Genomic DNA, 24,257 nt, shown 5'->3' with positions numbered 1-24,257 from the left:
GGGGGAGGCGTTCCCATGCCGCTATGGCCGATCGGATGTGATGCATAAGACAATCAAGACTATTCTGACCTATCCTGTCTGGACGCTTCAGCTTTTCACCGGGGTGAAATCCTTTCGCGACAATCCGCTGATCGGCAGCCGCCGGCTGAATGAGACGGGGCTGCATGTCCTGCGCCAGAGCGTGGCCCATCGGGCCGCATCCTGGCGGCGGCGGCGGCTGAAACGTGCGATTCCGCCGCATCTCGTGACCGAGTTCGACCGTGACGGGTTTGTCGTCATCCGCGACTTTCTGCCGGCCGCGACGTTCAGCCGGCTTCTCGATGATGTCCGGCAATATCGGGGAGAGGCGCGCGAGACCATTCAGGGCGATACGGTGACACGCCGTATCGCGCTGGAGCCCCGGGTTCTGGCCCGCATGCCCGGTGTCCGGACGTTGCTGGACGTGCCTCTTCTGGGCCGGCTGATCCGGCTGGCCGGCAGCCGCGACTGCGAACCGCTCTATTATATCCAGACGATCCTGCCGCACGCCGTCACCGGCGTTCCCGATCCGCAGCTTCAGCTTCATGCCGATACGTTTCATCCGACCGTCAAGGCCTGGTTCACGCTGACCGAGACGGCGGAGAATAGCGGGCCGTTCGTGTACGTTCCCGGTTCGCACAGGCTGAATCCGGCACGGCAGGCATGGGAAAAGCGGATGAGCCTGGAGGCGGCCGGTTCCGCCGATCGTCTGAGCGGACGCGGGTCCTTCCGTGTCGACGAGGAGGCGCTTGCCGCCATGGGCTATCCGGCGCCGCGCGCCGTTGCCGTGCCCGCCAATACGCTGATCGTCGCCGACACCGGCGGCTTTCATGCGCGCGGGGTCAGCGAGCAGCCTGGTATCCGGGTGGAAATCTGGGCGTACGAACGGGGCAATCCGTTCTTTGCGCCCCTGGTCGATCCGTGGCGCATCCATGCGGTCGGACGGCGCCGCGCGCCCGCCTTATGGGCATTCCACGACTGGCTGGAGGAAGGCGGGGTGGGTGTCCATGTCTGGCGGAAGCGTGGAGATGTCGGCGCCTTCGACCTGGATGTCGGTGGACATGCCAGCGTGCATGTTCCCCCCGGCCTGTCCGGCCGGTTCGGGCAGGTGACCTCTCGCATGCTTCGGCGGTTCGTGCGTCGGTAGGCTGGTCACCCCGGCAGGCTCTTCCAGGTCGGGCCGCCCATGCCTGGAGGGAGGGTTGCCTCGTAGACGCCGCGCGCCACGGCGCGGGCCAGCACGTCGGCCGCCAAGGCCCCCAGCCGTGCGACATAAAGCGGACGCGGGCCGGGGGGCGGGGGGCGCCGCCCCGTGGACAGGGCGAAGATGACGTCTCCGTCGAAGGGCGAGTGAACCGGGCGAATGGCGCGGGCAAGCCCGTCCTGCGCCATCATGGCCACGCGCTTGAGGTCGTCGGCGTCGATATCGGCATCGGTGGCGATGCAGGCGATGGTGGTGTTGGCGCGGGCCGCCGGGTTGAATTTCGCCCGGCCCCAATCCTCGGGATCGACATGGGCGGCGCTGGCGCCCAGCCCGCCGAATTCGCGGCCCATTTCGAATTGGCCGGCCCAGAAATGGCGCGTGCCGGGCACGACCACCGAGCCGAGGCTGTTGACCGCCACCAGCGCGCCGACGGTCAGCCCGTCGGCCGTGACGAAGGAGGCCGAGCCGAGACCGCCCTTGAGGGCGCCGGCCTGGGCCCCGTAGCCCGCGCCCGCCGTGCCGAGATCGACAGTGCGGGAGGGACGGTCCATGGCCCGCAATGCCAGGTCGCGATAGGGCGGGTTGAGGCCCCAGTTCTTGTCGCCGCCATTGGCCAGGTCGAACAGGATCGCGGTGGGCACGATGGGCGAGGGCGGGACGCCGGGCTGCTTCGTCATGGAAAAGCCGCGCCCGCGCGCGCCCAGCCACGCGGCGACGCCGTCGGCCGAGCCCAGCCCGTACACCGAGCCGCCGGACAGTACGATGGCGTCCACGCTGCGCACGAGATTGCCGGCCGTGAGGGCATCGGTCTCGCGCGTGCCGGGGCCGCCGCCGCGCACATCGACCGCGCAGGCCACCCGCTGGTCGGGCAGGATGACCGTGACCCCGGTGCGGGCCTTTGGGTCATGCGCCTCGCCGACCGCGAGGCCCGCGACATCGGTGATGAGGTTGGTGGGGCCCGCATGGCCGGGGCCGGGATGCAGCGGGTCGGCCCCTGCCGCGCGGGGCTGCGTCGCGCGGGCCGCCAGCATCGGCAGGGCGGCCGTGAGGCCGAGAAGCATACGTCTTTTCATTGGGTTTTCATCGGGAAAGCGGACCTTGTGCGACGGAGCGTTCGGGGGAGGGCGTTCAGGGGAAGGGCGGGGGCTGGGGGGATTCGCCCGGCCAGTGGGGCACGCGTCCGTATTCACGTTCGAACCACCGGCCCAGGCGGATGGCCTGCAGGTCGGCGAAACGCCTGGTGACGATCTGCAACCCGATGGGCGTGCCGGCGTGCGAGAAGCCGCAATTGAGGGTGAGGGCCGGCTGCTCGGACATGTTCCACGGCAGGGTGAAGGCGCAATGTTCGAACGGGAGGGCCGGATCGTTGGTGGGCGAGGCCCAGTCGGCCGGGAAGGAGAGGTTGGGTGTGGTGGGGGACAGGACCACATCCACCGTGTCGAACAGGGCGGCGCATGCCTGGCGCAGGGCGAAGGTGCCGCCGAAGCCGCGTGCGGCCTCCACGCCCGTGACATGTGCGCCCGCGCTGACCCATTCCAGGATATAGGGCAGGATGCGCGCGCGCCGCGCCTGTGGCAGCCGGCTGACCTCGTCCCAGAACTTGGCGCGCCAGAACAGGTCGATGCCGTCGAGGATGTCCCGCGTGAGGACGGGCGGCGCCGCGACTATGGTGGCGCCCGCGCGCGCGAACAGGCTGGCGGCGTTTTCGATGGCGGCGGCGATTTCCGCGTCGACCGCGAGGCCGCAGCCGGCATCCAGCATCACGCCCACGCGCAGCCCGGCCGGCGAAAGGGGGGCGGCCGACCAGGCGATGGCCTCGTAGGGCAGGGAGGTGGCATCGCGCGAGTCGGGCAGGGTGAGCGGCCCCATGGCCAGGGCGGCGTCTGCCATGCCGCGTGTCATGGGGCCGGCGCAGCGGCCGGTATAGTACGGGTCGATGGGGATGCGGCCCAGCGTGGGCTTGAAGCCCACCGTGCCGCACCATGCGGCGGGCAGGCGTACCGAGCCGCCGATATCGGTGCCGACATGGATGGGCCCGTAGCAGGAAGCCGCCGCCGCCGAGGCGCCGGCGGACGAGCCGCCGGGATTGGTGGCGAGGTTCCACGGGTTGCGCGCCAGCGTATGGAAGCTGGAGAGGCCGGAGGAGAGCATGCCGTAATCGGGGATGGTCGTCTTGGCGAAGATGATGGCCCCGGCCTCGCGCAGGCGGGCGGCGCAGGGGGCGTCGGCCGGGGCGGGGGAGAGGTCCACCGCCGCCGTGCCCAGGGGTACGGGGTCGCCGGCCGTGGCGATCAGTTCCTTGACCGTGACGGGCACGCCGTCCAGCACGCCCATGGGCTGGCCCTGCCGCCAGCGCGCGGTGGCGGCGGCGGCCTGGGCCTCGGCCTGTTCGGGCCGCCAGAGATAGAGCGCGCCGAGCGTCGGTTCCCAACGGGCGATATGGGCGTTGAGCGCGCGCATGACCTCGGTGGGCGTGAACGCGCCCGTGGCATAGCCGGCGAGCATTTCCGTCGCGTCGAGCGCGAAGAGGGGTTTCGTCATGACTGGTGCCCTGCCTGCATCAATAGGAAATGGCGGCGCGGACGCCCCAGGTCGCGGGCATGCCCGCAAGGGCCACCGTGTCGCCGTTGACGAAATAATTGCGCTCCACGTCGTAGCGTTTGTTGAAGATATTGTTGCCGAAAGCCGCGACCGTCCAGCGGTTGTTCTTCGGCCCGAAGGAGAGGTTGGCCCCCCAGAGCGTGTAGCCTGCCACATTGTAGAGCGGCCCGAACAGCGAGCGGTAGGTGGAGCGCAGCGAATAGTTCATGCTCGTGGTCAGCGTATAATCGCCCATGGACCAGCGATAGGCGGCCGAACCGTTGAGCGTGAGCTTGGGGGCCGGCAGGCTGTCGCCCCTGCGGCTGGCATAGACGCCGACATAGGTGCCGTTGATGCGGTCGGCGCGCAGGACGGAGTAGAAATCGTCGAACTGGCCGATGGCCCAGCCGCCGGACTGGGTGAGGGTCAGGCCCGGCAGCGGCGACCACTCGGCCTCGAACTCCAGCCCGTAGAGATGGGAGTGGGGGGCGTTGACGATGGAGCCCACCAGGCCGGTCTGCGGGTTGACCACGGCGGACTGAATCTGCTGGCCGTGATAATCGTAATAGAAGGAGGAGAGGTTCAGCCGCAGGTTCTGCCGCGGCAGGTCGAGCTTGTTGCCCAGTTCCCACGCATCGATGGTCTCGGCCTTGAAGGGCTTGGTGGAAATCTGCGGTGCGGCGGTGTTGTAGGTGGTGAAGCCGCCCGACTTGATGCCGTGGCTGTAGGAGGCATAGAGCATGTCGTTGCGGATGGGATTATACTGGATCGCGAACTTCGCCGAGGGCTTGGTGTAGTCGTAATGCTGGCGCGGGCCGAACGGCGCGTTGCCGGGGTCGGACCCGGAGAGCATGTAGGACTGGAAACCATAGAGGCTGCGGGCCTCGTGCTCGATCCGCAGGCCGCCGGTGATGGAGAGCCTGTCCAGCAGCCTGTAGGTGGCCTGGCCGAAGCCGCTGATGGTGTTGACCATCTGCGAATATTTCACCACGCGGTCGAAATGGTAGGAATCCATGAAGCCGGAATGGTACTGATCGGACAGGTACTGGTTGGAATAATAGATGCCGCCCACCCAGGACAGGCGGGACGGGCCGCGCGAGGTGAGGCGCAGCTCGTTGGAGAACACGTTGGCGCGGGACTGGTAATAGACGTCGGCGATGGCGAGCGACGAGGCATCGTAATTATCGTATTCCTGGCGGGCGGCGGCATCGTAGCTGGCCAGCTCGGTCAGGCGGAAGGCGACGAAATCCTGGTCGATGCGCAGGGACAGGCCGCCAGTGTCGATATGCGAGAACGGCTTGGCGCTGGGGCTGATGCCGATCTCGCGCGCGAATTGCGGGGAGGTGCCCCAATGCGCGATGTCGCGGTCGGTATCCGCCGGATAGATGGGATAGGCGCTGCCATACAGGATGTTGAGCGACCGGAGCGGCGAATAGAGATGCAGGCCGTTGGCATCCGAGCGGTCGCGGCTGCCATGGATGTTCAGCGTCACCTTCATGCTGTCGGTCGGGGTGGCCTCGACGAGCAGGCGGGCGGCGCCGCGATCCACATTGCCCAGATGGCCGCCCTGGTCGTCATGCTGCCAGGCGCCGCCCTGCTGGGTCTGCCCCGACAGGCGGACCTTGATGTAACGCCCCAGCGGGCCTGAGAGATAGCCCTCGACCTTGCCGGCATCGAACCGGCCGTACTGGCCGCTGAGCCCGGCGTGGAAACTGTCGGTCGGGTGGTTGAGGATATAGTTGATGGCGCCGCCCGTGGTGTTGCGGCCGTAGAGCGTGCCCTGCGGGCCGCGCAGCACCTCGACCCGGCTGATGTCGAACATCATGCCGTTGCTGGCGAAGGGCACCGGATTGGCGACTTCGTCGAGATAGATGCCCACGGTCGGCGCGTTGTTGCTGGCATAATCGTTGAAGCCCACGCCGCGAATGGTGAAGGCCGGCTGGCCACTGCCGAACTGGGGCGTCACCTGCAGGGACGGCGTGAGATATTGCAGGTCGAACACCGTGTTGACGTTGCGGGCCGCCAGGTCCCTGCCGGTGATGACGGCGATGGAGCTTGGCACGTTCTGGGCGTTCTGGCTGCGGCGATCGGCGGTGACGGTGATGGCTTCCAGCCGGCTGGTGCTTTCTGCGGGGCTGGGAGAGGGCGCCGCCGGTGGGCGGGCGGCGGCGTTCGGCCGCGCCTTGACGGGAGGGGCCGGCCGGGACGAGGCGGTTCCGGTATCCGGCGCGGCGGCGGCGGCCACGCCGGTCGCGCCCATGCAGAGGATGGTGGACAGGGCGGCGCGCAGCGGCAGGCGGATCGTGCGGGGCGGCCGGGCGTTACGACGTGCGATCGGGTTCACGGGAGGCATGCGCGGTGTCTCCGGGCTGACCCATGTCAGCATATGGGTGAGGCGATGGGGCATAGTTGCATGGTCGAAATAAAATGCGTGAGTTCGAAAAGCGGAGCAGAGTAGAACGGTTTCCGTAACACCCTGGCGACGTGGGGTGGTGTATGGTCTGGCGTGCCGGCGGTGGCGTATATGACGGGATGCGGGGCGGGGTGCAATAACGGTTGCCTCGGCGGGCGGCCTGCTTCACATTGTTGTTGAATCATAATGATATGTGGCGCGCCACGCGTCAGGCCGTTTCCGGGTGGCTGTCATGGATCTGAAAGCCCTGCGTGTTTTCATCGAGGTTTCGCGGACAGGCTCGTTGCGGCAGGCAGCACAGCTTCTGGGCATGTCGCCGGCTGCCGTGGCGCGCAAGCTGGATCATCTGGAATATCATTTTCGGGCCCCGTTGCTCGACCGCTCGCCCAGCGGCATGGCCCTGACCGAAGCGGGCGCATTGCTGGCCGAGCGCGCGCGCCTGACCCTGGGCGACATGGATGCCACGCGCCAACTGATCGACGATCTGCGCGGCCTGCGGCGCGGCAGCGTGTGCATCTATGCGGGCGGCGCGCTGGTTTCCGAACTTCTGGTGCCGATCCTGACCGAGATCCATGACCGCTATCCCGGCCTGCGTTTCCGGGTGAGCGAGGGGCGCACCAAGGAGCTGTTCGAGGCCCTGCGCCATGGCGAGGCGGATCTGGGCGTGGCCATTTTCTCGCCCGAGAGCGCCAGGCCCTATGTGCAGGCGAGCACGCCGCTGGAGCATGCCGCGATCGTGGGGGCGGACCATCCGCTGGCGACGATGCGGGGCGTTACCCTGCGCGATGTCGTGCGCCATCCGCTGGCAGTGCCCGATGCATCCTATTCGGTGCGGCAGGAGATGGAGCGGGTGGCCCGGAGCAACGGCCTGAGCATCGACCCCGTTTTCGTCACCGGATCGTTGATCGTGCAGAAGGAACTCGCCCTGCAGGGGCGGGCGGTGCTGATCCTGCCGCCGGAATGTTTTCGCCGCGAGATCGAAGCCGGGTCGCTCAGGAGCGTGCCCCTGCTGGGCGAGGACCGCATCGGCACCAGCCTGGACGTATGCCGCCATCCCGACCGCGCCCTGACCTATGCCGCGCGTGCCCTCAATACGGCCCTGCTGGAGCATATGCGCCGGCGTGAGAAGGGGGTGGGCGGCCCGGATGCATGCTGGCAGACTATGGGTGTCTCCGACCCGACCGGTGGGGGCGGGCCCGATAGGGCCGGGCTGCGGCATCGGGCATGAACCCGCACGATGCAGCCGCAATCCGAACGGGAACGGCACGGACCGGCATGGCGGCCGGGTCTTCGTCCGGCACAATTCCGCATGGGAGGGCAGCGCACTGAAGCCGCGATCGACAGAGGGACGCATGAGAGAGGGACGCATGAGAGATGTGTGGCGTGTCGGCCTGGGGGTCGGCGTGCCGTTCGGCGCGATCGTGCTGTTGCTGCCCATCCTGAGTTCAAGCCGCCTGCTGGTCTTCGGGGTGCCGCTGGTGGTGTGCTGGCTGTTCGGCTGGTTCTTCCTGACGTCGCTGTGCATGGCCGTCGTCTGGCTGGCGTTCGATCGCGGAGGGGATGATGGCTAGCATCGTCTTCTTCCTGGTCATTCTGCTGTCGATCCTGGTGGCGCTGTTCTCGCGGCGTGGCCATGGCCACCAGGACAGCCGCGATTTCTTCGTGGCGTCGGGGCAGTTCGGCGGCATCCTGGTCTTCATGCTGGCGGTGGGGGAAACCTACAGTATCGGCAGCATCATGGGGTTTCCGTCGGCGGCCTACAGCACCGGCACGTCCTTCATCATCTGGTTCCTGGGCTATATCGTGCTGGCCTATCCGGTCGGTTATTTCATCAATCCGCTGATCTGGCGGGCGGGGCGGGATTATCAGGCCCTGACGATGGCCGATCTGTTCCGTGCCCGTTTCGGCAGCGTCGGGCTGGAACGGCTGGTGGTGCTGACGGCGATCCTGTGCCTGCTGCCGATGGGCGAATTGCAGATCGTCGGCCTGCTGCGCGTCATCGACCAGTTCCACTGGGCGTTGCCCGAGCAATGGACGACCACCGCCGCCGCCGGGCTGACCTTTGCCTGGATCATGCTCTCGGGCATTCGTGCGCCGGCCTATGTCTCGGTGATCAAGGACAGTCTGGTGCTGATCACGGTGACGGTGGTGGGGCTGGCCGCGTTGCGCGCGGGCGGCATGGCGCACCTGCCGCCCGTGGAGTGGAGCGGGCCGCCGGTGGCGCTGCGGGACCAGGTCTATGCGCTGTCCACCATTCCGCTCCAGGCCGTGGCGTTCTGTGTGGCGCCGCAGACGGTCGCCTTCGTGTTCACCGCGCGCTCGGCGCGGACGGTGCGCCGCAACCAGATCGTCATGCCGCTCTATATGGTGATGTTTCCGTTCCTCTATCTGGTGGCGCTGTATGCGCGCTCGGCGGGGCTGCCGGTGCCCTCGCCCAATGCGGTGTTCATGGTGGCGGCCGGGGCGCTGCTGCCTGATTGGATGGTGGGGCTGGCCGCCGGTGCCTGCGCGCTGTCGGGACTGGTGATCCTGGCCGGTACCTGCCTGGCCATCGGCCCGCTGGTGTCGCGCAACCTGCTGCATGGGCTTTCCGATGCCGGGCAGCGGCGGGGGGCGCAGGCGGTGATCGCGTTCTATCTGCTGTTCTCGATCCTGGCGGCGGGGCATCTGTCCGGGCTGATGGTCACGCTGACCAGCTTCTATTACCTGGGCGTGTCGCAATTCATTCCCGGCATTGCCGCGATCATCTGGCGCTGGCCGCTCTCGGCCCGGGCGCTGGGTGCCGGGCTGGTCGTCGGCGATGTCGTGGCCATGGGCGGTGCGCTTGCGGGCTTGCAGCCGGCGGGGCTCAATACCGGAATGGTCGGGCTGGTGGCCAATCTGCTGGTCGCGGGCGCGATCTGGTGGATGGAACGCCGGAAGCGTGTCGCGGGGCCGGTTTCCGAGACCGTCTGACAAGGGGAGAGGCGCATGTATACCAGCCGCGAAGACGTTACCGAGGCGATCGTGATCGCCCGGGTTCGCAAGGGCCTGAACTGGGCTGATATCGCCCGGCAGGTCGGGCGCAGCAAGGAATGGACGACCTGTGCCTGCCTGGGGCAGATGGTGTTTTCGGAGGATGAGGCGCGGACGGTGATCGGCCTGTTCGACCTGGACCAGACGGCGCTGCCCTGGCTGTGCGCGGTGCCGTACAAGGGGAGCTTCGACGGTGGGGCGCCCGGCGATCCTCTCCTGTATCGCTGGTATGAGATGCTCAGCGTCTACGGGCCGGCGCTGAAGGAACTGATCCACGAGGAATTCGGCGACGGAATCATGAGTGCGATCGATTTTCGCATGCAGGTCGGGCGCGAGGCCGATCCGGCGGGCGATCGGGTTCGGGTCACGATTTCCGGCAAGTTCCTGCCCTACAGGCCGTACTGAGGCCGAGGCGGCGCTGGACCTTCCTGGCGGCGGCCCGCGGGCCGTGCCGGGGCGCTGAGGGCACGCGTCCGCCATGGCCATCCTGATGACAGATAAAAGAAATTTGTGACGTTTGACCTCGGTCAAACGGCTCCCGGCCTGTTCGATGTTATGACAAATCCAGCGAATCCTTGAGCGGGTCCGATCCTGGGGCGAGGGTTTATCTGGATCGATATCGAAACGATGATCTCGTGATATCGGTCGTGCGGCAGGAGGCCTGTCACGCGCTCATAATGCGCGGGCGGTCCCGACGGGCTGGGGGTGGGAATGGCTTTGAAACGCGATGACATGACGCAGGTGCTGCAGGAGACGACGCGGCGCGGGGTCGGCAGCCGACGCTGGCAGAAGCCCGTCTACAGGCATTTCCTGCCGCCCTGTAACCATGCCTGCCCGGCCGGCGAGGACATTCAGGGCTGGCTGGCCCTGGCCCAGGCGGGCGAATACGAAAAGGCCTGGCGGGCGCTGGTGGCCAACAACCCGATGCCCGCCATCCATGGCCGGGCCTGCTATCATCCGTGCGAAGGCGGATGCAATCGGGGCGAGCTGGATTCGCCGGTTGCCATCCATGCGGTCGAGCGGTTTCTGGGCGACCTGGCGGCCGAGAAGGGCTGGCAGGTCTCGGTGGCGCCCGCCACCGGCAAGAAAATTCTGGTCGTGGGCGCGGGGCCGGCCGGTCTGTCCTGTGCGTGGCATCTGGCCCGGATGGGGCATCAGGTGGAAATCCGGGACGCGGCCGAGCAGCCGGGTGGGATGATGATGTACGGCATCCCGGCCTATCGCCTGCCGCGGGACCCGATGAATAAGGACATTGCGCGCATCACCGGCCTGCCGGGCGTGACGCTGCGCTGCGGGCAGCGGGTGGACGACGTGGCGCGCGCGAAGCGGGAGGGCGGGTTCGACGCCGTGTTCGTGGGGGTTGGCGCGCAACTGGCCAACCGGCTGAACATCCCGGCCATGGACGGCCGGAAGATGACCGATGCGATCGGCCTGCTGGGCGATGTCAGCCGTGGCGGGCGGCCGGCGCTGGGGCGCGTGGTGGCGGTGGTCGGCGGCGGCAATGTGGCGATGGATGCCGCGCGTACCGCGCGGCGGCTGGGTGCCACCGATACGGTCATCATCTTCCGCTATGACCAGCAGCATATGGAAGCCCTGCCGGCCGAGGCGGCCGAGGCCGTCGCCGAGGGGGCGAAGGTGCGCTGGCTGAGCGTGGTCGATCATTTCGGCGCCGATGGGCTGGTGGTCGAGAAGGTGACCATGAACCCCGACGGCAGCGTGACGCCGACCGGCGAGACGGAGCGGCTGGCGGCCGATGCGGTGGTGCTGGCGGTGGGGCAGCATAGCGACCTCGGCCTGCTGGCCGATGCCGTGGGGGTGACGGTGCGGAAGGACGGCACCGTCGCCGTGGATGCCGAGCTGATGACCGGGCAGGCGGGCATCTTTGCCGGTGGCGACTGTATTGGCGGTGCGCGGACCATGACCACGGCGACGGGGCATGGCAAGCTGGCGGCGCGGGCGATCGATGCGTGGCTGGGCGGCGGGACGTATGACCATCCGGCGGCGCATCCGCTGGTCCGTTTCGACATGCTGCATCTGCCGGATTATCGCGATGCGCCGCGCAGCGTGCAGGCCGAGCGACCGGTGGCCGAGCGCATGGGCTTCGACGAGGTGGATGCCGGGCTGGACGCGCGCCATGCCCGCTATGAGGCGCAGCGCTGCCTTTCGTGCGGCAATTGCTTCGAATGCGACAATTGCTATGCCGCCTGTCCTGAACAGGCGATTACCCGGTTGGGACCGGGACAGGGCTATGCAGTGTCGATGGATCTGTGCACCGGCTGTGCCACCTGTTTCGAGCAATGTCCCTGCCATGCGATCGAAATGGAGCCGGAGACGGCCGGCCAGGATTCCGCCCTGGCGCCGTCGGGATTCAAGGTGCGGGCATGAGCGACATGACAGGAACGGAGAAGGTCGGCATGACCGAACAGACCGCCACGATGGACGGCAATACGGCCGTCGCGCATGTGGCCTATCGGGTCAACGAAATCTGCGCCATCTATCCCATCACGCCGTCCTCGCCGATGGCGGAACTGGCCGATGCCTGGTCGGACCAGGGGCTGCGCAACATCTGGGGCAATATCCCCGAAGTGCAGGAAATGCAGGCCGAGGGCGGGGCCGCGGGCTGCGTGCATGGGTCGTTGCAGAGCGGCGCGCTGACGACGACCTTTACGGCGTCGCAGGGGCTGATGCTGATGCTGCCCAACATGTACAAGATCGCGGGCGAGTTGACGGCCACGGTCTTCCATGTCGCGGCGCGGGCGCTGGCGGCGGGCGGGTCGTCGATCTTCGGCGACCATCAGGATATCATGGCGGCGCGGCCGACGGGTTTCGCGATCCTGGGTGCGGCCTCGGTGCAGGAAGGGCATGACCTGGCGCTGATCGCGCAGGCGGCGACGCTGGCGGCGCGGGTGCCGTTTATCCATTTTACCGACGGGTTCCGCACGTCGCACGAATACAACATGCTGAAGATCATGCCCGACAGCGTGATCCGGGCCATGATCGATGACGATCTGGTGCATGCCCATCGCGGGCGCGCGCTGACGCCGAACAATCCGTTCATTCGTGGCACCTGGCAGAATCCCGATACCTATTTCCAGACGCGCGAGGCGGTGAACCCGTACTATGCGAAGGTGCCGGGTATCGTGCAGGAGGTGATGGACAGGTTTGCCGGCCTGACCGGCCGTGACTATCGCCTGTTCCGCTATGACGGGCCGGCGGATGCCGAGCGTGTGATCATCAGCATGGGATCGGGCGCGGAAGTGGTGCGGGAAACCGCGCTGTGGATGAACCGCCAGGGAGCGAACCGGCCCGGCGAGAAGGTGGGGGCGTTGCAGGTGCTGCTCTATCGCCCGTTCTCGGCCGAGCATTTCCTGGCAGCCCTGCCGCCGGGCGTGAAGGCGATCGCGGTGCTCGACCGCACCAAGGAGCCGGGCGCGCCGATGGAGCCGCTTTATGCCGACGTGCTGGGGGTGCTGGCGCAGGCGTTCGGCACCGGGCGGATCGGTGCGATGCCGCGCGTGATCGGCGGCCGCTACGGGTTGTCGTCGCGCGATTTCAATCCGGGCATGGTCAAGGCGGTCTTCGACGAACTGGCGAAGGCGGCGCCGAAGAACAATTTCACGCTCGGCATCGATGACGACGTGACGCATACCAATCTGGACTATGACCAGAATCTGGATATCGAGCCGAAGGATACCGTGCGCTGCCTGTTCTACGGGCTGGGTGCCGACGGCACGGTGGGCGCGAACAAGAACAGCGTGAAGATCCTCAGCGAACAGCCGGGACGGTTCGCGCAGGCCTATTTCGACTATGATTCGCACAAATCGGGCGGCGAGACGATTTCGCACCTGCGGTTCGGCACGGCGCAGATCGCGGCACCCTATCTGATCCGGCATGCGGATTTCGTGGCCTGTCACAAGTTCGAATTCCTGTTCAGGCGCGACATCCTCGGGCCGGCCATCGATGGTGCGACGTTCCTGCTGAACAGCCCCTATGGGCCGGACGCGGTGTGGGACAGGTTGCCGCGCCGGGTGCAGGACCAGATCGTGGCCAAGAAGCTGCGTTTCTTCGTGATCGATGCCTCCGACGTGGCCATGAAGATCGGGCTGGGACCGCGTGTGAACACGGTGTTGCAGACCTGCTTCTTCCATCTGTCCAGGGTGCTGCCGCCCGAGGAGGCGGTGGCGCAGATCAAGCATTTCATCACCAAGAGCTATGGCGCCAAGGGCGACGCGGTGGTGAAGTTGAATTTTGCCGCCGTGGACGCGGCGGTGGCGGCGCTGCACGAGGTGAGTGTGCCGCAGGTGGCAGCCGGCACCGTGGCCATGCCGCCGATCGTGCCGGCGACCGCGCCGCTGTTCGTGCGCGAGGTCACGGGTGAGATCATGGCCAGCCGGGGCGAGGCGATTCCGGTCAGCAAGATCCCGGCCGATGGGACGTTTCCCGGTGGCACCACGCAGTATGAAAAGCGCAATATCGCGGTCGAGGTGCCGATCTGGGACCAGGATGCGTGCATCCAGTGCGGCCAGTGCAGCATCGTCTGCCCGCATAGCGTGATCCGCGCCAAGATCTATGACGAGGATGCGCTGGAGGGGGCGCCGGAGCATTTCCGCTCGGCGCCGGTCAATGCGCGTGGCTATCCGGATTCCCGTTTCTCGCTGCAATTCTATGTCGAGGATTGCACCGGCTGCGGCGTGTGCGTGGAAAACTGCCCCGCCATTGCCGAGGATGGCGTGCATCGGGCGATCAATATGGGCGAGAAGCTGCCGATCCTGGAGCAGGAGCGGAAGAATATCAGCTTCTTCGAAACCCTGCCGACGCCGGACCGGACCTTCGTGAACCAGGCCAATGTCCGGGGTGTGCAGTTGCTGGAGCCGCTGTTCGAGTTCAGCGGGGCCTGCGCGGGCTGTGGCGAGACGCCGTACCTGAAGCTGATCTCGCAGCTTTTCGGCGACCGGTTGCAGATTGCCAATGCTACCGGCTGTTCGGCGATCTATGCCGGCAATATGCCGGCCCATGCGTGGAAGGCGAATGCCGAAGGGCGCGGGGTGGCGTGGGCGAATTCGCTGTTCGAGGATAATGCCGAATTCGGGCTGGGTTTCCGCCTGGCGGTGGATAAGCAGACCGGGCTGGCGCGCGACCTGCTGGCCCGGCTGGCGCCGAAGGTGGGGCAGGATCTGGCGGATGAGATCCTGGCGAAGACGCAGCATAGCGAGCGCGATTATGCCGAGCAGCGCGAGCGCGTGGCGGCCCTGAAGCAGCGCCTGGCGCCGATCGAGGGGGCGGATGCGAAAAACCTGCTGATCCTGGCGGATTTCCTGGTCCGTCGTTCGATCTGGATCGTCGGTGGCGATGGCTGGGCCTATGATATCGACTATGGCGGGCTGGACCACGTGCTGGCGCAGGGTCGCAACGTGAACGTACTGGTGCTGGATACCGAGGTTTATTCCAACACCGGTGGCCAGTCCTCGAAGGCGACGCCGCTGGGGGCGAGCGCCAAGTTCGCGGCGGCCGGCAAGCGGGTGCCGCGCAAGGATCTGGCGTTGCAGGCCATTTCCTATGGCACCGTCTATGTGGCGCAGATCGCGCTGGGGGCGAATTCGGAACAGGCGCTGATCGCGATGCGCGAGGCCGAGGCTTATGACGGGCCGTCGCTGATCCTGGCCTATTCGCAGTGTATCGCGCATGGGATCGACATGCGCACCGGCATGAAGCAGCAGGCGCGGGCGGTGGCGTCGGGATACTGGCCGCTGTTCCGCTTCGACCCGACGATGCGCAGGAGCGGGTTGAACCCGTTCCGGCTGGATTCGCCGCGTCCGCGGATTCCGCTGAAGGAATATGCCTATCGCGAACTGCGGTACAAGACCCTGCTGCGCACGCATCCGGAATCGGCCGGGCATCTGCTGCAGCAGGCCGAGGCGGCGGCGCAGGAGCGTTATCGCATCTATGAGGATATGGCCGCCCGTGACGGCAGCCGGTTTCTGCCCCACTGGGAAGACGTTCCCTGAGTTTCTGCCCGGAAACGCGCGCTGGTGGCGATCCGGCGCGCGTTTCCTGTGCTCCGATGCTCACGGCCATCAAGGCCGCTCCGCTTCGGTGCTCGGAAACACACGACGGACGCGGCCCGGTGGGCCGCTCTCGCTCACCAGCCCACGTTTCCGGGCAGAAACTTCGATTTTCTCAGGGCGATTTTTTGGAATCCGCTAGCGGAGAGAGTTAAAGACATGGATTTGAGCACGACTTATCTCGGTCTTGAGCTGAAGCATCCGATTGTCGCTTCGGCGTCGCCGCTCAGTGCCGAGCTGGATGGCATTTTGCGGCTGGCGGATGCGGGGGCGGCGGCGATTGTCCTGTCGTCGATCTTCGAGGAGCAGATCGTCGCCGAGGAACTGGCCGAGGCGGCCATGATGGATCTGGGCACCGATTGCCAGCCGGAAGCGGCGGGCTATCTGCCGCCGGCCCCTGGCGGCAATGTGCTGGACGGACGGTTGGAGACGCTGCGGCGGGCCGCCGAACGGGCGGGGGTGCCGATCATTGCCAGCCTGAATGGCTGTTCGGCCAGCGGGTGGGTCGATTTCGCCCGCAAGCTGGAACAGGCGGGGGCGTCGGCGATCGAGCTGAATATCTATCGCGTGCCGGCCGACCCGATGGAAAGCGGCCCCTCGGTCGAGGCGGCGGCGCTGGAGGTCCTGCGCCGGGTGAAGGCGGCGGTGGATGTGCCGGTGAGCGTGAAGATGGCGCCCTTCTTCAGCGCGCCTGGCCATATGGCGGCGCAATTTGCCGAAGAAGGTGCGGACGGGCTGGTGCTGTTCAACCGGTTCTATGGTCCCGACGTCGATCTGGCGGCGCTGACGGCGCGTGATGACCTGCATCTGAGCAATCCGTACGACATCCGCCTGCCGCTGATGTGGGTCGGGCTGCTGGCGCGGCGCATTCCGACATCGATCGCGGCTTCGACCGGGGTCTGGAGCGGTGGGGACGTGGTGAAATACCTGCTGGCGGGCGCGGATGCCGTCATGACCACTTCCGCGCTGCTGCGCCATGGGCCGGGGCATCTGGCCACGCTGCTGGGTGCGCTGCGGGGCTGGATGGAGCGCCGGGGGCATGAGTCGGTCGCGTCCTTCAAGGGGCAGCTTGCGGCCGGAGGGCAGCCTGACGAGGCGGCGCAGTTCCTGCGTGCCCGGTACCGGACCATCCTGACCAGCTATGACGCGCAGGCGGTGTCTCAATTATAAAACCGGGATGGGCGGGATCGACTTGACCGGGATCAACGCGGCCCGTCCGTTCACCGGTATCATGACGGGAAATTGATCGTTCGGCCCTTCTGTCCAAAGGAATAAAGCTGGTGGATGAGACCCAGGAACTTGTGACCAACCGGTTGTTCAAGGATATCGCGGTCGGCGAGAAATCCGATCTGACCGAGATCCTGACGCGCGACAATGCGGACCTGCTGGGCGGATGGCAGCCCGATGGGGCCGGGGTGGAGACGGCTTCGGTCAGCCAGTCGGTGGCGAGCGTGTGGATCGGTATCCTGGTCATGCGGCTGGTCAGCACCCGCTTTCCGGGGGTCGGCAGCGTGATGCGCAGCTATGCGCTGACGTTGACAGGCGGATTGTCGGTCGGCGACCAGGTTGTCGTCACCTGCCAGGTGATGGCGAAGCACGAGGCGGATGCGCTGCTCGACCTGTCCTTCGTCTGCGTACGGCAGGATGGGGGCGAGGTTGCGCGGGGCACGATGCAGATCGTGGCGCCCGAGGCGCCGCAATCGGTGGTGATGGCCTGTTCGTCGTTCGAGCATATCGTCACCCATCGCCGCTTTCGCGCCCTGTGCGAGAAGGCGGCCCAGTTGCCGGTCCTGCCGATCGCGGTGGCCTATCCGTGCGACGACCTGTCGCTGCGCTCGGCCTGCGATGCCGCCAAGCGGTGCCTGGGACAGCCGATCCTGGTCGGGCCGAAGGCGCTGATCGAGTCCGTCGCCAAGGAATCCGGCCTGTCGATCGAGGGGCTGGAGATCGTCGAGGCCGAGGACCCGCATACGGCCTCGGCCCAGGCCGTCGCGCTGGTGCGGTCGGGTCGGGCACGGATGCTGATGAAGGGGGCGGTGCATACCGACGTGCTGCTGCATGAGGTCGTGGCGCGCCCGACCGGCCTGTGCGGCGAGCGGCGGCTGAGCCATGTCTTTGTCATGGATGTGCCGTTCTACGACCGGCTGCTGATGATCAGCGATGCGGTCGTGAACATCGCGCCCGATGTGCGGGCCAAGCATGACATCGTGCAGAACGTGATCGATTTCGCGCATGTGCTGGGGCTGGCGGAACCGCGCGTGGCCATCCTGTCGGCGGTGGAGACCGTCAACCCGGCGATCCAGTCGACGTTGGATGCGGCCGTGCTGTCGAAGATGGCGGACCGCAAGCAGATTACCGGCGGGATCGTCGATGGCCCGCTGGCCTTCGACAATGCGGTGAACCTGAATGCCGCCAGGATCAAGCATATCGAATCTCCGGTGGCCGGGCAGGCGGATATCGTGATCGTCCCGACCCTGGAGGCGGGGAACATGCTGGCCAAGGAATTGTCCTTCCTGGCCGGTGCGGATGCCGCAGGCGTGGTGCTGGGCGCGAAGGTGCCGGTGATCCTGACCAGCCGCGCGGATTCCGAGCAGGCCCGGCTGACCTCCTGCGCCATCGCCCTGATCATGGCCCATGGCATGACGTGATGCCGGCCTCCCTGCGTGGAGGATGTCTTTTTCGATTCGGTACAATAACAAAAAACCCGCCATCGCCTGGCGAGGGGAGGATACGCCGATGAACATGGTTTCCACGTTGCCGCCATCCGCGCCGCCATCGGGCGGCGTGCAGGCGAAAGGGGGCTTTCAGCCCGGCTATATCCTCGCCTGGGCGTTCTGCCTGCTGTTCTATTTCCTGCAATATTCCGTCCGCTCGGCACCCAGCGTCATGATGGACGAGCTGACCGCCACCATGGGGCTGACGACGGCGGGTCTGGGGTCGTTGCTGGGGCTGTATTACTATACCTATTCGGCCTGCTCGCTGATCTCTGGCGCGTCGATGGACCGGTGGGGTGCCAAGCTGGCGATCCCGGTCGGCACGCTGGTGCTGGCCATCGGTATCGCCATGTTCGGTGCCGGGCCGGTCTGGATGGCGGAGCTGGGGCGCCTGTTGCAGGGCGCCGGGGCGGCCTTTGCCTTCGTGGGCGCGGTCTATCTGGCCTCGCACGGTTTTCCGGCGCGTTATCTGGCGACCGCGATCGGCGTGACCCAGTGCGTGGGCATGCTCGGCGGGGCGATGGGGCAGTCCACCGTGGCATGGCTGATCCATGGCATCGTGACCTGGCGGTCGTTCTGGGTCTATGCCGGGGTGGCGACGGCGATTGTGGCGGTGGCCATCTTCCTGGGCACGCCGCGTCCGGAAAAAAGCGCGTCGGGCGGACAGGGGTCGATGCTGGCGCCCTACAGGATCGTGCTGGGCAACCCGCAATCCTGGCTGTGCGGCCTGTGTTCGGGCCTGCTGTTCCTGCCGACCACGGTGGGCAGCATGACGTGGGGCGTGTCCTTCATGACGCATGGGTGGCACATGAGCTACCACGAGGCCGTCAGCCGGGCGGCGATGGTGCCGATCGGCTGGGTCTTCGGCTGCCCTATTTTGGGGTATCTGGCCGATCATCTGGGGCGCCGGAAGCCGGTGCTGTTCGGCGGGATCGTGGCGATGCTGCTGTCCTCGGCCGCGATCATCTATCCGCCGCCCGGATTTTTCCCGCCTTACATCCTGGCCTTCATCCTCGGCTTTGCGTCGGGTGCGGCGATGATCCCCTATAGCGTCATCAAGGAGGTCAATCCCGACAGTGTGAAGGGCAGCGCCACGGGGGCGATCAATTTCCTGGTGTTCGTCATGAGTGCGGTGGCGTCGCCGCTGTTCGGATGGTTCCTGCAGAGGCTGGCCGGCGCCGGGGGACTGACGGAGACGGTCTTTCGCGAGGGATTTTCGGTCGGCGTGGCGGGGATCGTGCTGGCCGGCGTGGTGGCCCTGTTCCTCCGGGAGACCGGGGCGGCGGTGCGGGCGGGGTAGCGTTGGCCGGCGGACGGGATAGTGTGACGCATCGGGATGAACAGGGATCGGGCGGAGATGGCACGGAGAATCCTCATTGCCGCCGGTGTGGCCGGTCTGGTGATCGTCGCCGGTGCCATCGGGTGGCTGTGGGTTGCGCATGCGGACCGGTCCGTGCCGGGTCTGTATCATTCCAACGGGCGGCTTGAGCTGACGCGGATCGACGTTGCGGTGAAATATCCGGGGCGGGTCGGTACTCTGGACGCGCAGGAAGGGGACATGGTTGCCCGGGGGCAGGTGCTGGCCCGCGAGGACGACGAAGAGGCGCGGGCCCAGCTTGCGGCGGCCATGGCCCGGCAGGGGCAGGCCGAGGCGGCGACTGGCCGGACACAGGCGGAACTGGCGGCGCGGACCCGGGCTGCCCTGCTGGCGGGCGACGAACTGGCCCATACCCGGACCATGCGGCGCCAGATGCTGGTCTCGGACATGGAAGTGACGCAGCGGCAGACCGCGTTCGACATCGCCGAGCGCGCGCGTGACGGCGCGGCGCAGGCGGTGCGGGAAGCCGGGCGGGCGGTGGACGCGGCGGCGGCGATGGTGGCGCAGGCGCGGGTCGTAGTGGAGGATATGGCGATCCGTGCCCCGGTCGCGGGGCGGATCGAATATCGTGTGGTCGAGGCTGGCAGTGTGCTGCCGGCGGGCGGGCGGCTCTATTCGCTGCTGGACCCGCTCGATCCGTATCTGACGGTCTTCTTCCCGGCGCGGGTGGCCCGGCAGCTCCGCGTGGGGGATGAGGCGCGGATCGTGTTCGATGATCTGGATACCGGGCCGGTCGCGGCCCGGATTTCCTATGTCTCGCCCGAGGCGCAGTTCACGCCGAAATATGTGGAGACGGCGACCGAGCGCGAGCAACTGGTCTATCGCGTGCGGCTGCGGGTGGAGCGGGCGGCCCAGAAGGCGCTGGGCGCGGTGCTGAAGGCCGGCATGACGGGGGAGGGTTATGTGCGGACCGAGGCCATGGCGCCCTGGCCGGCGTCTCCCGCCGGAGCGCATCGGGCCGCGCCGTGAGCGACGCTCCGCCCACGACCGGCGTGCCGCCTGCCGCGCCGTACGAGGCGGGGATATGGGTTGCCGGTGTCCGGCATCGCTATGGGCGGGCCGAGGCGCTGCACGACGTGTCGATCGACCTGCCGGCGGGCGCGACCATCGGCGTCATCGGGCCGGACGGGGTCGGCAAATCCACGCTGCTGGGGTTGATCGCCGGGGTGCGGCGCCTGCAGGCGGGGCGGGTGGTGACGCTGGGATGCGACATGGCCGATCGGCGGGCGCGGGAGGCTTTTCTGGGCCGTGTCGCCTTCATGCCGCAGGGATTGGGGAAGAATCTCTATCCGACGCTGTCGGTGCGGGAGAATATCGATTTCTTCGCCCGCCTGTTCGGGCTGGATGCGGTGACGCGGCAGGCGCGGATTGCGCAGCTCCTGGACGCGACCGGGCTCGCGCCCTTTCCGGATCGTCCGGCGGCGCAGCTTTCGGGCGGGATGAAGCAGAAGGTCAGCCTGTGCTGCGCGCTGGTGCATGACCCGGACCTGCTGATCCTGGACGAGCCGACGACCGGCGTCGATCCGCTGTCGCGCCGCCAGTTCTGGACGCTGGTGGACCAGTTGCGCGCCCGGCGGCCGGGCATGAGCGTGATCGTCTCCACGGCCTATATGGAGGAGGCGGAGCGGTTCGACTGGCTGGTGGCGATGAAGGATGGAAGGGTGCTGGCCTGCGACCGGACCCAGGCCATCCTGCGTCGTACCGGCCGCGCCACGCTGGAAGAGGCCTATGTGTCGCTGCTGCCGGAGGCCGAGCGGGCGGGAGCGTCCGCCCTGTCGATCCCGCCCTATCGCGACCCCGGCGGGGGGCCGGCGATCGAGGCGGATGGGCTGACCAAGCGGTTCGGGCGCTTCGTCGCCGTCGATCATGTCAGTTTTCATATCGGGCGGGGCGAGATCTTCGGGTTTCTCGGCTCCAATGGCTGCGGCAAATCGACCACGATGAAGATGCTGACCGGCCTGCTGGATGTGAGCGAGGGCAGCGCCAGGGTCTTCGGCCGGCCGGTGCGGGCGGGCGATCTGGAGAGCCGGATGCGCATCGGCTACATGTCGCAGGCCTTTTCGCTATACGAGGAGTTGACGGTTCGGCAGAATCTGCTGCTGCAGGCGCGGCTTTTTCGTTTTTCGGCCGGTGAGGCGGAGCGGCGGGTGCTGGCGGCGCTGGCGGATTTCGCGCTGGAGGGGGTGGCCGACCTGCGGCCGGGGGGATTGCCGCTGGGCATTCGCCAGCGCCTGCAACTGGCGGCGGCGTGCATCAACGACCCCTCGATCCTGATTCTGGACGAGCCGACATCGGGCGTCGATCCGGCCGCGCGGGAGATGTTCTGGAAACATCTGGTCGCGCTGTCGCGCGGGAAGCGGGTGACGATCTTTGTCTCCACCCATTTCATGAACGAGGCCGCGCGCTGCGACCGGATCTCGTTCATGCATCGTGGCCGGGTGCTGGCGGTGGGCGCGCCGGAGGCGCTGGTGCAGGCGCGGCATGCGGCGACGCTGGAGGATGCCTTTGTCGCCTGCCTGGAAGAGGCCATGGCAGGGGACAAGGACAGCGTGCCGGTGGGCGAGGCATCCGCCCCCGTCATGGCCGCGGCCGGGCGGCACGTGCCGGCGACGGGGATCGGGGGCTGGGTGGCGCGGGCCTATGCATTCGCGCGGCGCGAGGCGGTGGAATTGCTGCGCGACCGGCTGCGCCTGCTGTTTGCCGTGGGTGGACCGGTCGTGCTTCTGCTGATTGCGGCCTTCAGCATTTCGTTCGACGTGAACACGATCCGTTTCACGGTCTGTGATCATGACCATACGCAGGCCAGCCGGGAGCTGGTGGAGCAGTTCCAGGGATCACCCTATTTCGTGCAGCAGGCTTCGTCGCCGGATCGCGACGCGCTGGAGGCGCGGCTGCGGCGTGGGGAGGCGGATATCGGGATCGATATTCCCGCCGCCTTCGGCCGCGATGTGGCGGCCGGGCGGGACCCGGCGGTGGGGCTTGCGATCGACGGGGCGGTGCCGTTCCTGGGCGCGAATATCCGCGCGTACGCCGAAGGGGTGGTCATGCAGTACGAGCAGGCCATGATGCGCGAGAAGGGGGTGATCCGGCTGGACCCGTCGCCGGTCCAGATACTGCCGCGCTTTGTCTATAATCAGGAATTCCGCAGTGTTTACGCCATAACGCCCGGAATCATCATGCTGGCGCTGATCCTGATTCCGACCATGCTGACGGCGCTGGGCGTGGTGCGGGAGAAGGAAATCGGCTCGATCATGAATCTCTACGCCTCGCCGGCCACGGTGGGGCAGTATCTGCTGGGCAAGCAGATGCCCTATGTGCTGGTGGCGCTGGTGGCCTATGCGGCGCTGGTGCTGCTGTCGGTGACGTGCCTGGGCGTGCCGCTGAAGGGGTCGCTGCTCGCGCTGTCGATGGGGGCATTGCTGTATCTGTTCGCGGCGACGGGGCTGGGGCTGCTGGTTTCGGCCTTTACGACCTCGCAGGTGGCGGCGATCTTCGGGGCCGCGCTGATCTGCCTGATTCCCGGCGTCAATTTCTCGGGCCTGCTCTATCCGGTCTCGACCCTGTCGGGCCTGGGTTATGGGATCGGCATGGTCTTTCCCGCCGGGTGGTTTCAGATCATCAGCCTGGGCAGTTTCACCAAGGGGGTGGGGGCCGCGACGTTCACCACCGCCGGTCTGGTGCTGGCGGCGTCGGCGATGGGCTGCATGCTGGGCGCGCGGCTGCTGATCCGGAAGCAGGAGCCATGAGGCGCTGGGGGATCACCGTCTGGCTGCTGTGCCGCAAGGAGGCGCTGAGCCTGCGCCGCGATGGCGTGCTGCTGGGGCTGATCGTCTTTGCCTTTACCGCCGCGATCCTGATCGTTGCCTATGGGGTGAAGGCGGAAGTGTCGCACGCCACCATCGCCTTCATCGACGAGGATGGGTCCACGCTCTCGCGCCAATTGCGCGAGGGGGTGCAGGAACCTTATTTCCAGGCGCCGGTCCTGGTGGACCGCAGGACGGCGCGGGAGCGGCTGGACCGGGGGACGCTGATCTTCGTCGTCGATGTGCCGCCGCGTTTCGAGGCCGATCTGCTGGCCGGGCGGGTGCCGTCGCTGGATATCCAGGTCGATGCCACCGCCATGACCCAGGCGGGGCTGGGGGTGGTCTATCTGCAGGATATCTTCCTGCACCGGATTGCCGATGCGATGCCGCGCCCGGTTGCGGGGCCCGCGCCGCCCTTTCATCTGGTGCCGCGCATCCGCTTCAACCCGAATTCGGAATCCGCGTGGTTCACATCGGTCATGCAGATCGTGACCGATGTGACCGTGCTGTCGATCATCCTGGTCGGCGCGGCCGTGATCCGCGAGCGGGAGCATGGCACGATCGAACATCTGCTGGTGCTGCCGGTATCGGCCGGAGAGATCGCGGTGGCCAAGATCATTGCCAATGCGCTGGTGATCTTCGTGGCCGCCCTGCTGTCCCTGCTGCTGGTGGTGCATGTCTGGCTGGGGGTGCCGCTGGCCGGATCGCCCGGCCTGTTCGCCGTGTGCCTGTTCGCCTACGTGATCGCGGTTTCGGCGCTGGGGATGATGCTGGCCACCATCGCGCCGGCGATGCCGCAGTTCGGGCTGCTGGCGGTGCCGGTTTACGCCGTGGCGTATCTGCTGTCGGGCGCCGCGACGCCGGTGGCGAACATGCCCACCCTGTTGCAGAAGGCCATCAGCGTGCTGCCGACGACGCAGTTCGTCAGCCTGACGCAATCGATCCTGTATCGGGGTGCGGGGCTGGAAACGGTGTGGCTGCCGCTGCTGGTGATCCTGATATCGGCCGCTTTGTTCCTGCTGGTCGCGCTGGTTCGGTTCCGGTCCATGCTGGCCCGGCAGGGGTGAGGA

At 67.2% G+C, this 24,257-nt stretch carries 16 protein-coding genes; 13 read left to right on the top strand and 3 right to left on the bottom strand.

The window, feature by feature from the left end:
* Window positions 1-40: 40 nt before the first annotated feature.
* A complete protein-coding gene (locus HLH36_RS10840) occupies window positions 41-1,165 on the top strand; it encodes a phytanoyl-CoA dioxygenase family protein (RefSeq protein WP_182986384.1) in 1,125 nt (374 codons plus the stop codon).
* Window positions 1,166-1,170: 5 nt separating this feature from the next.
* Here HLH36_RS10840 and HLH36_RS10835 read toward each other — a convergent pair whose 3' ends face one another.
* The 3 genes from HLH36_RS10835 to HLH36_RS10825 form a co-directional block, all read right to left on the bottom strand.
* Window positions 1,171-2,283, bottom strand: coding sequence for a P1 family peptidase (locus tag HLH36_RS10835; RefSeq protein WP_182986383.1), 1,113 nt, complete (start codon window positions 2,281-2,283; stop codon window positions 1,171-1,173).
* A 67-nt stretch (window positions 2,284-2,350) separates the two neighbouring features.
* Window positions 2,351-3,763, bottom strand: coding sequence for an amidase (locus tag HLH36_RS10830; RefSeq protein WP_182986382.1), 1,413 nt, complete (start codon window positions 3,761-3,763; stop codon window positions 2,351-2,353).
* 19 nt (window positions 3,764-3,782) lie between these two features.
* Window positions 3,783-6,155 (bottom strand): TonB-dependent receptor, encoded by a 2,373-nt coding sequence (locus HLH36_RS10825; protein WP_246376709.1) that lies wholly within the window; start codon window positions 6,153-6,155, stop codon window positions 3,783-3,785.
* A gap of 292 nt (window positions 6,156-6,447) precedes the next feature.
* Between HLH36_RS10825 and HLH36_RS10820 the strand changes: the two genes are divergently transcribed.
* The 12 genes from HLH36_RS10820 to HLH36_RS10765 all read left to right on the top strand — a co-directional run bounded on the left by HLH36_RS10820 (window position 6,448) and on the right by HLH36_RS10765 (window position 24,254).
* The gene (locus HLH36_RS10820; RefSeq protein WP_182986381.1) at window positions 6,448-7,443 is read left to right on the top strand and encodes a LysR family transcriptional regulator; all 996 of its coding nucleotides are present in this window, start codon (window positions 6,448-6,450) and stop codon (window positions 7,441-7,443) included.
* A gap of 139 nt (window positions 7,444-7,582) precedes the next feature.
* Window positions 7,583-7,786, top strand: a complete 204-nt coding sequence (locus HLH36_RS10815; RefSeq protein WP_246376707.1) for a DUF3311 domain-containing protein — start codon at window positions 7,583-7,585, stop codon at window positions 7,784-7,786.
* Entirely contained in the window at window positions 7,776-9,170 is a 1,395-nt protein-coding gene (locus HLH36_RS10810; RefSeq protein ID WP_246376705.1) for a sodium:solute symporter family protein, read from the top strand. Before HLH36_RS10815 ends, HLH36_RS10810 begins: the two co-directional genes overlap by 11 nt.
* Before the next feature lie 15 nt (window positions 9,171-9,185).
* Window positions 9,186-9,635 carry a cyanase gene (gene cynS / locus HLH36_RS10805; protein WP_182986380.1) on the top strand — a complete coding sequence of 150 codons (450 nt, stop codon included), beginning with the start codon at window positions 9,186-9,188 and terminating at the stop codon, window positions 9,633-9,635.
* Window positions 9,636-9,941: 306 nt separating this feature from the next.
* On the top strand, window positions 9,942-11,615 hold the full coding sequence (locus HLH36_RS10800) for an NAD(P)-binding protein (RefSeq protein WP_182986379.1): 1,674 nt from the start codon (window positions 9,942-9,944) through the stop codon (window positions 11,613-11,615).
* Entirely contained in the window at window positions 11,612-15,235 is a 3,624-nt protein-coding gene (gene nifJ / locus HLH36_RS10795) for a pyruvate:ferredoxin (flavodoxin) oxidoreductase (RefSeq protein WP_246376703.1), read from the top strand. Before HLH36_RS10800 ends, nifJ begins: the two co-directional genes overlap by 4 nt.
* 216 nt (window positions 15,236-15,451) lie before the next feature.
* Entirely contained in the window at window positions 15,452-16,462 is a 1,011-nt protein-coding gene (locus HLH36_RS10790) for a dihydroorotate dehydrogenase-like protein (protein ID WP_182986378.1), read from the top strand.
* Between the two features lie 110 nt (window positions 16,463-16,572).
* Complete coding sequence (locus HLH36_RS10785; protein ID WP_182986377.1) at window positions 16,573-17,940, top strand: bifunctional enoyl-CoA hydratase/phosphate acetyltransferase; 1,368 nt, start codon at window positions 16,573-16,575, stop codon at window positions 17,938-17,940.
* Between the two features lie 88 nt (window positions 17,941-18,028).
* Window positions 18,029-19,306: an MFS transporter gene (locus HLH36_RS10780; RefSeq protein ID WP_246376702.1), complete on the top strand. Its 1,278-nt coding sequence runs from the start codon at window positions 18,029-18,031 to the stop codon at window positions 19,304-19,306.
* 57 nt (window positions 19,307-19,363) lie between these two features.
* Window positions 19,364-20,353, top strand: a complete 990-nt coding sequence (locus HLH36_RS10775; protein ID WP_182986375.1) for an HlyD family secretion protein — start codon at window positions 19,364-19,366, stop codon at window positions 20,351-20,353.
* Window positions 20,350-23,130 carry a ribosome-associated ATPase/putative transporter RbbA gene (gene rbbA / locus HLH36_RS10770; protein ID WP_408871878.1) on the top strand — a complete coding sequence of 927 codons (2,781 nt, stop codon included), beginning with the start codon at window positions 20,350-20,352 and terminating at the stop codon, window positions 23,128-23,130. Before HLH36_RS10775 ends, rbbA begins: the two co-directional genes overlap by 4 nt.
* Window positions 23,127-24,254, top strand: a complete 1,128-nt coding sequence (locus HLH36_RS10765) for an ABC transporter permease (protein WP_182986374.1) — start codon at window positions 23,127-23,129, stop codon at window positions 24,252-24,254. Before rbbA ends, HLH36_RS10765 begins: the two co-directional genes overlap by 4 nt.
* Window positions 24,255-24,257 lie beyond the last annotated feature (3 nt).

The sequence above is a fragment of the Gluconacetobacter aggeris genome (assembly GCF_014174395.1).
GTDB lineage: Bacteria > Pseudomonadota > Alphaproteobacteria > Acetobacterales > Acetobacteraceae > Gluconacetobacter > Gluconacetobacter aggeris.
The sequence above is the reverse complement of the archived record's forward strand: the minus strand, read 5'-3'. Positions and strand labels throughout refer to the sequence as shown.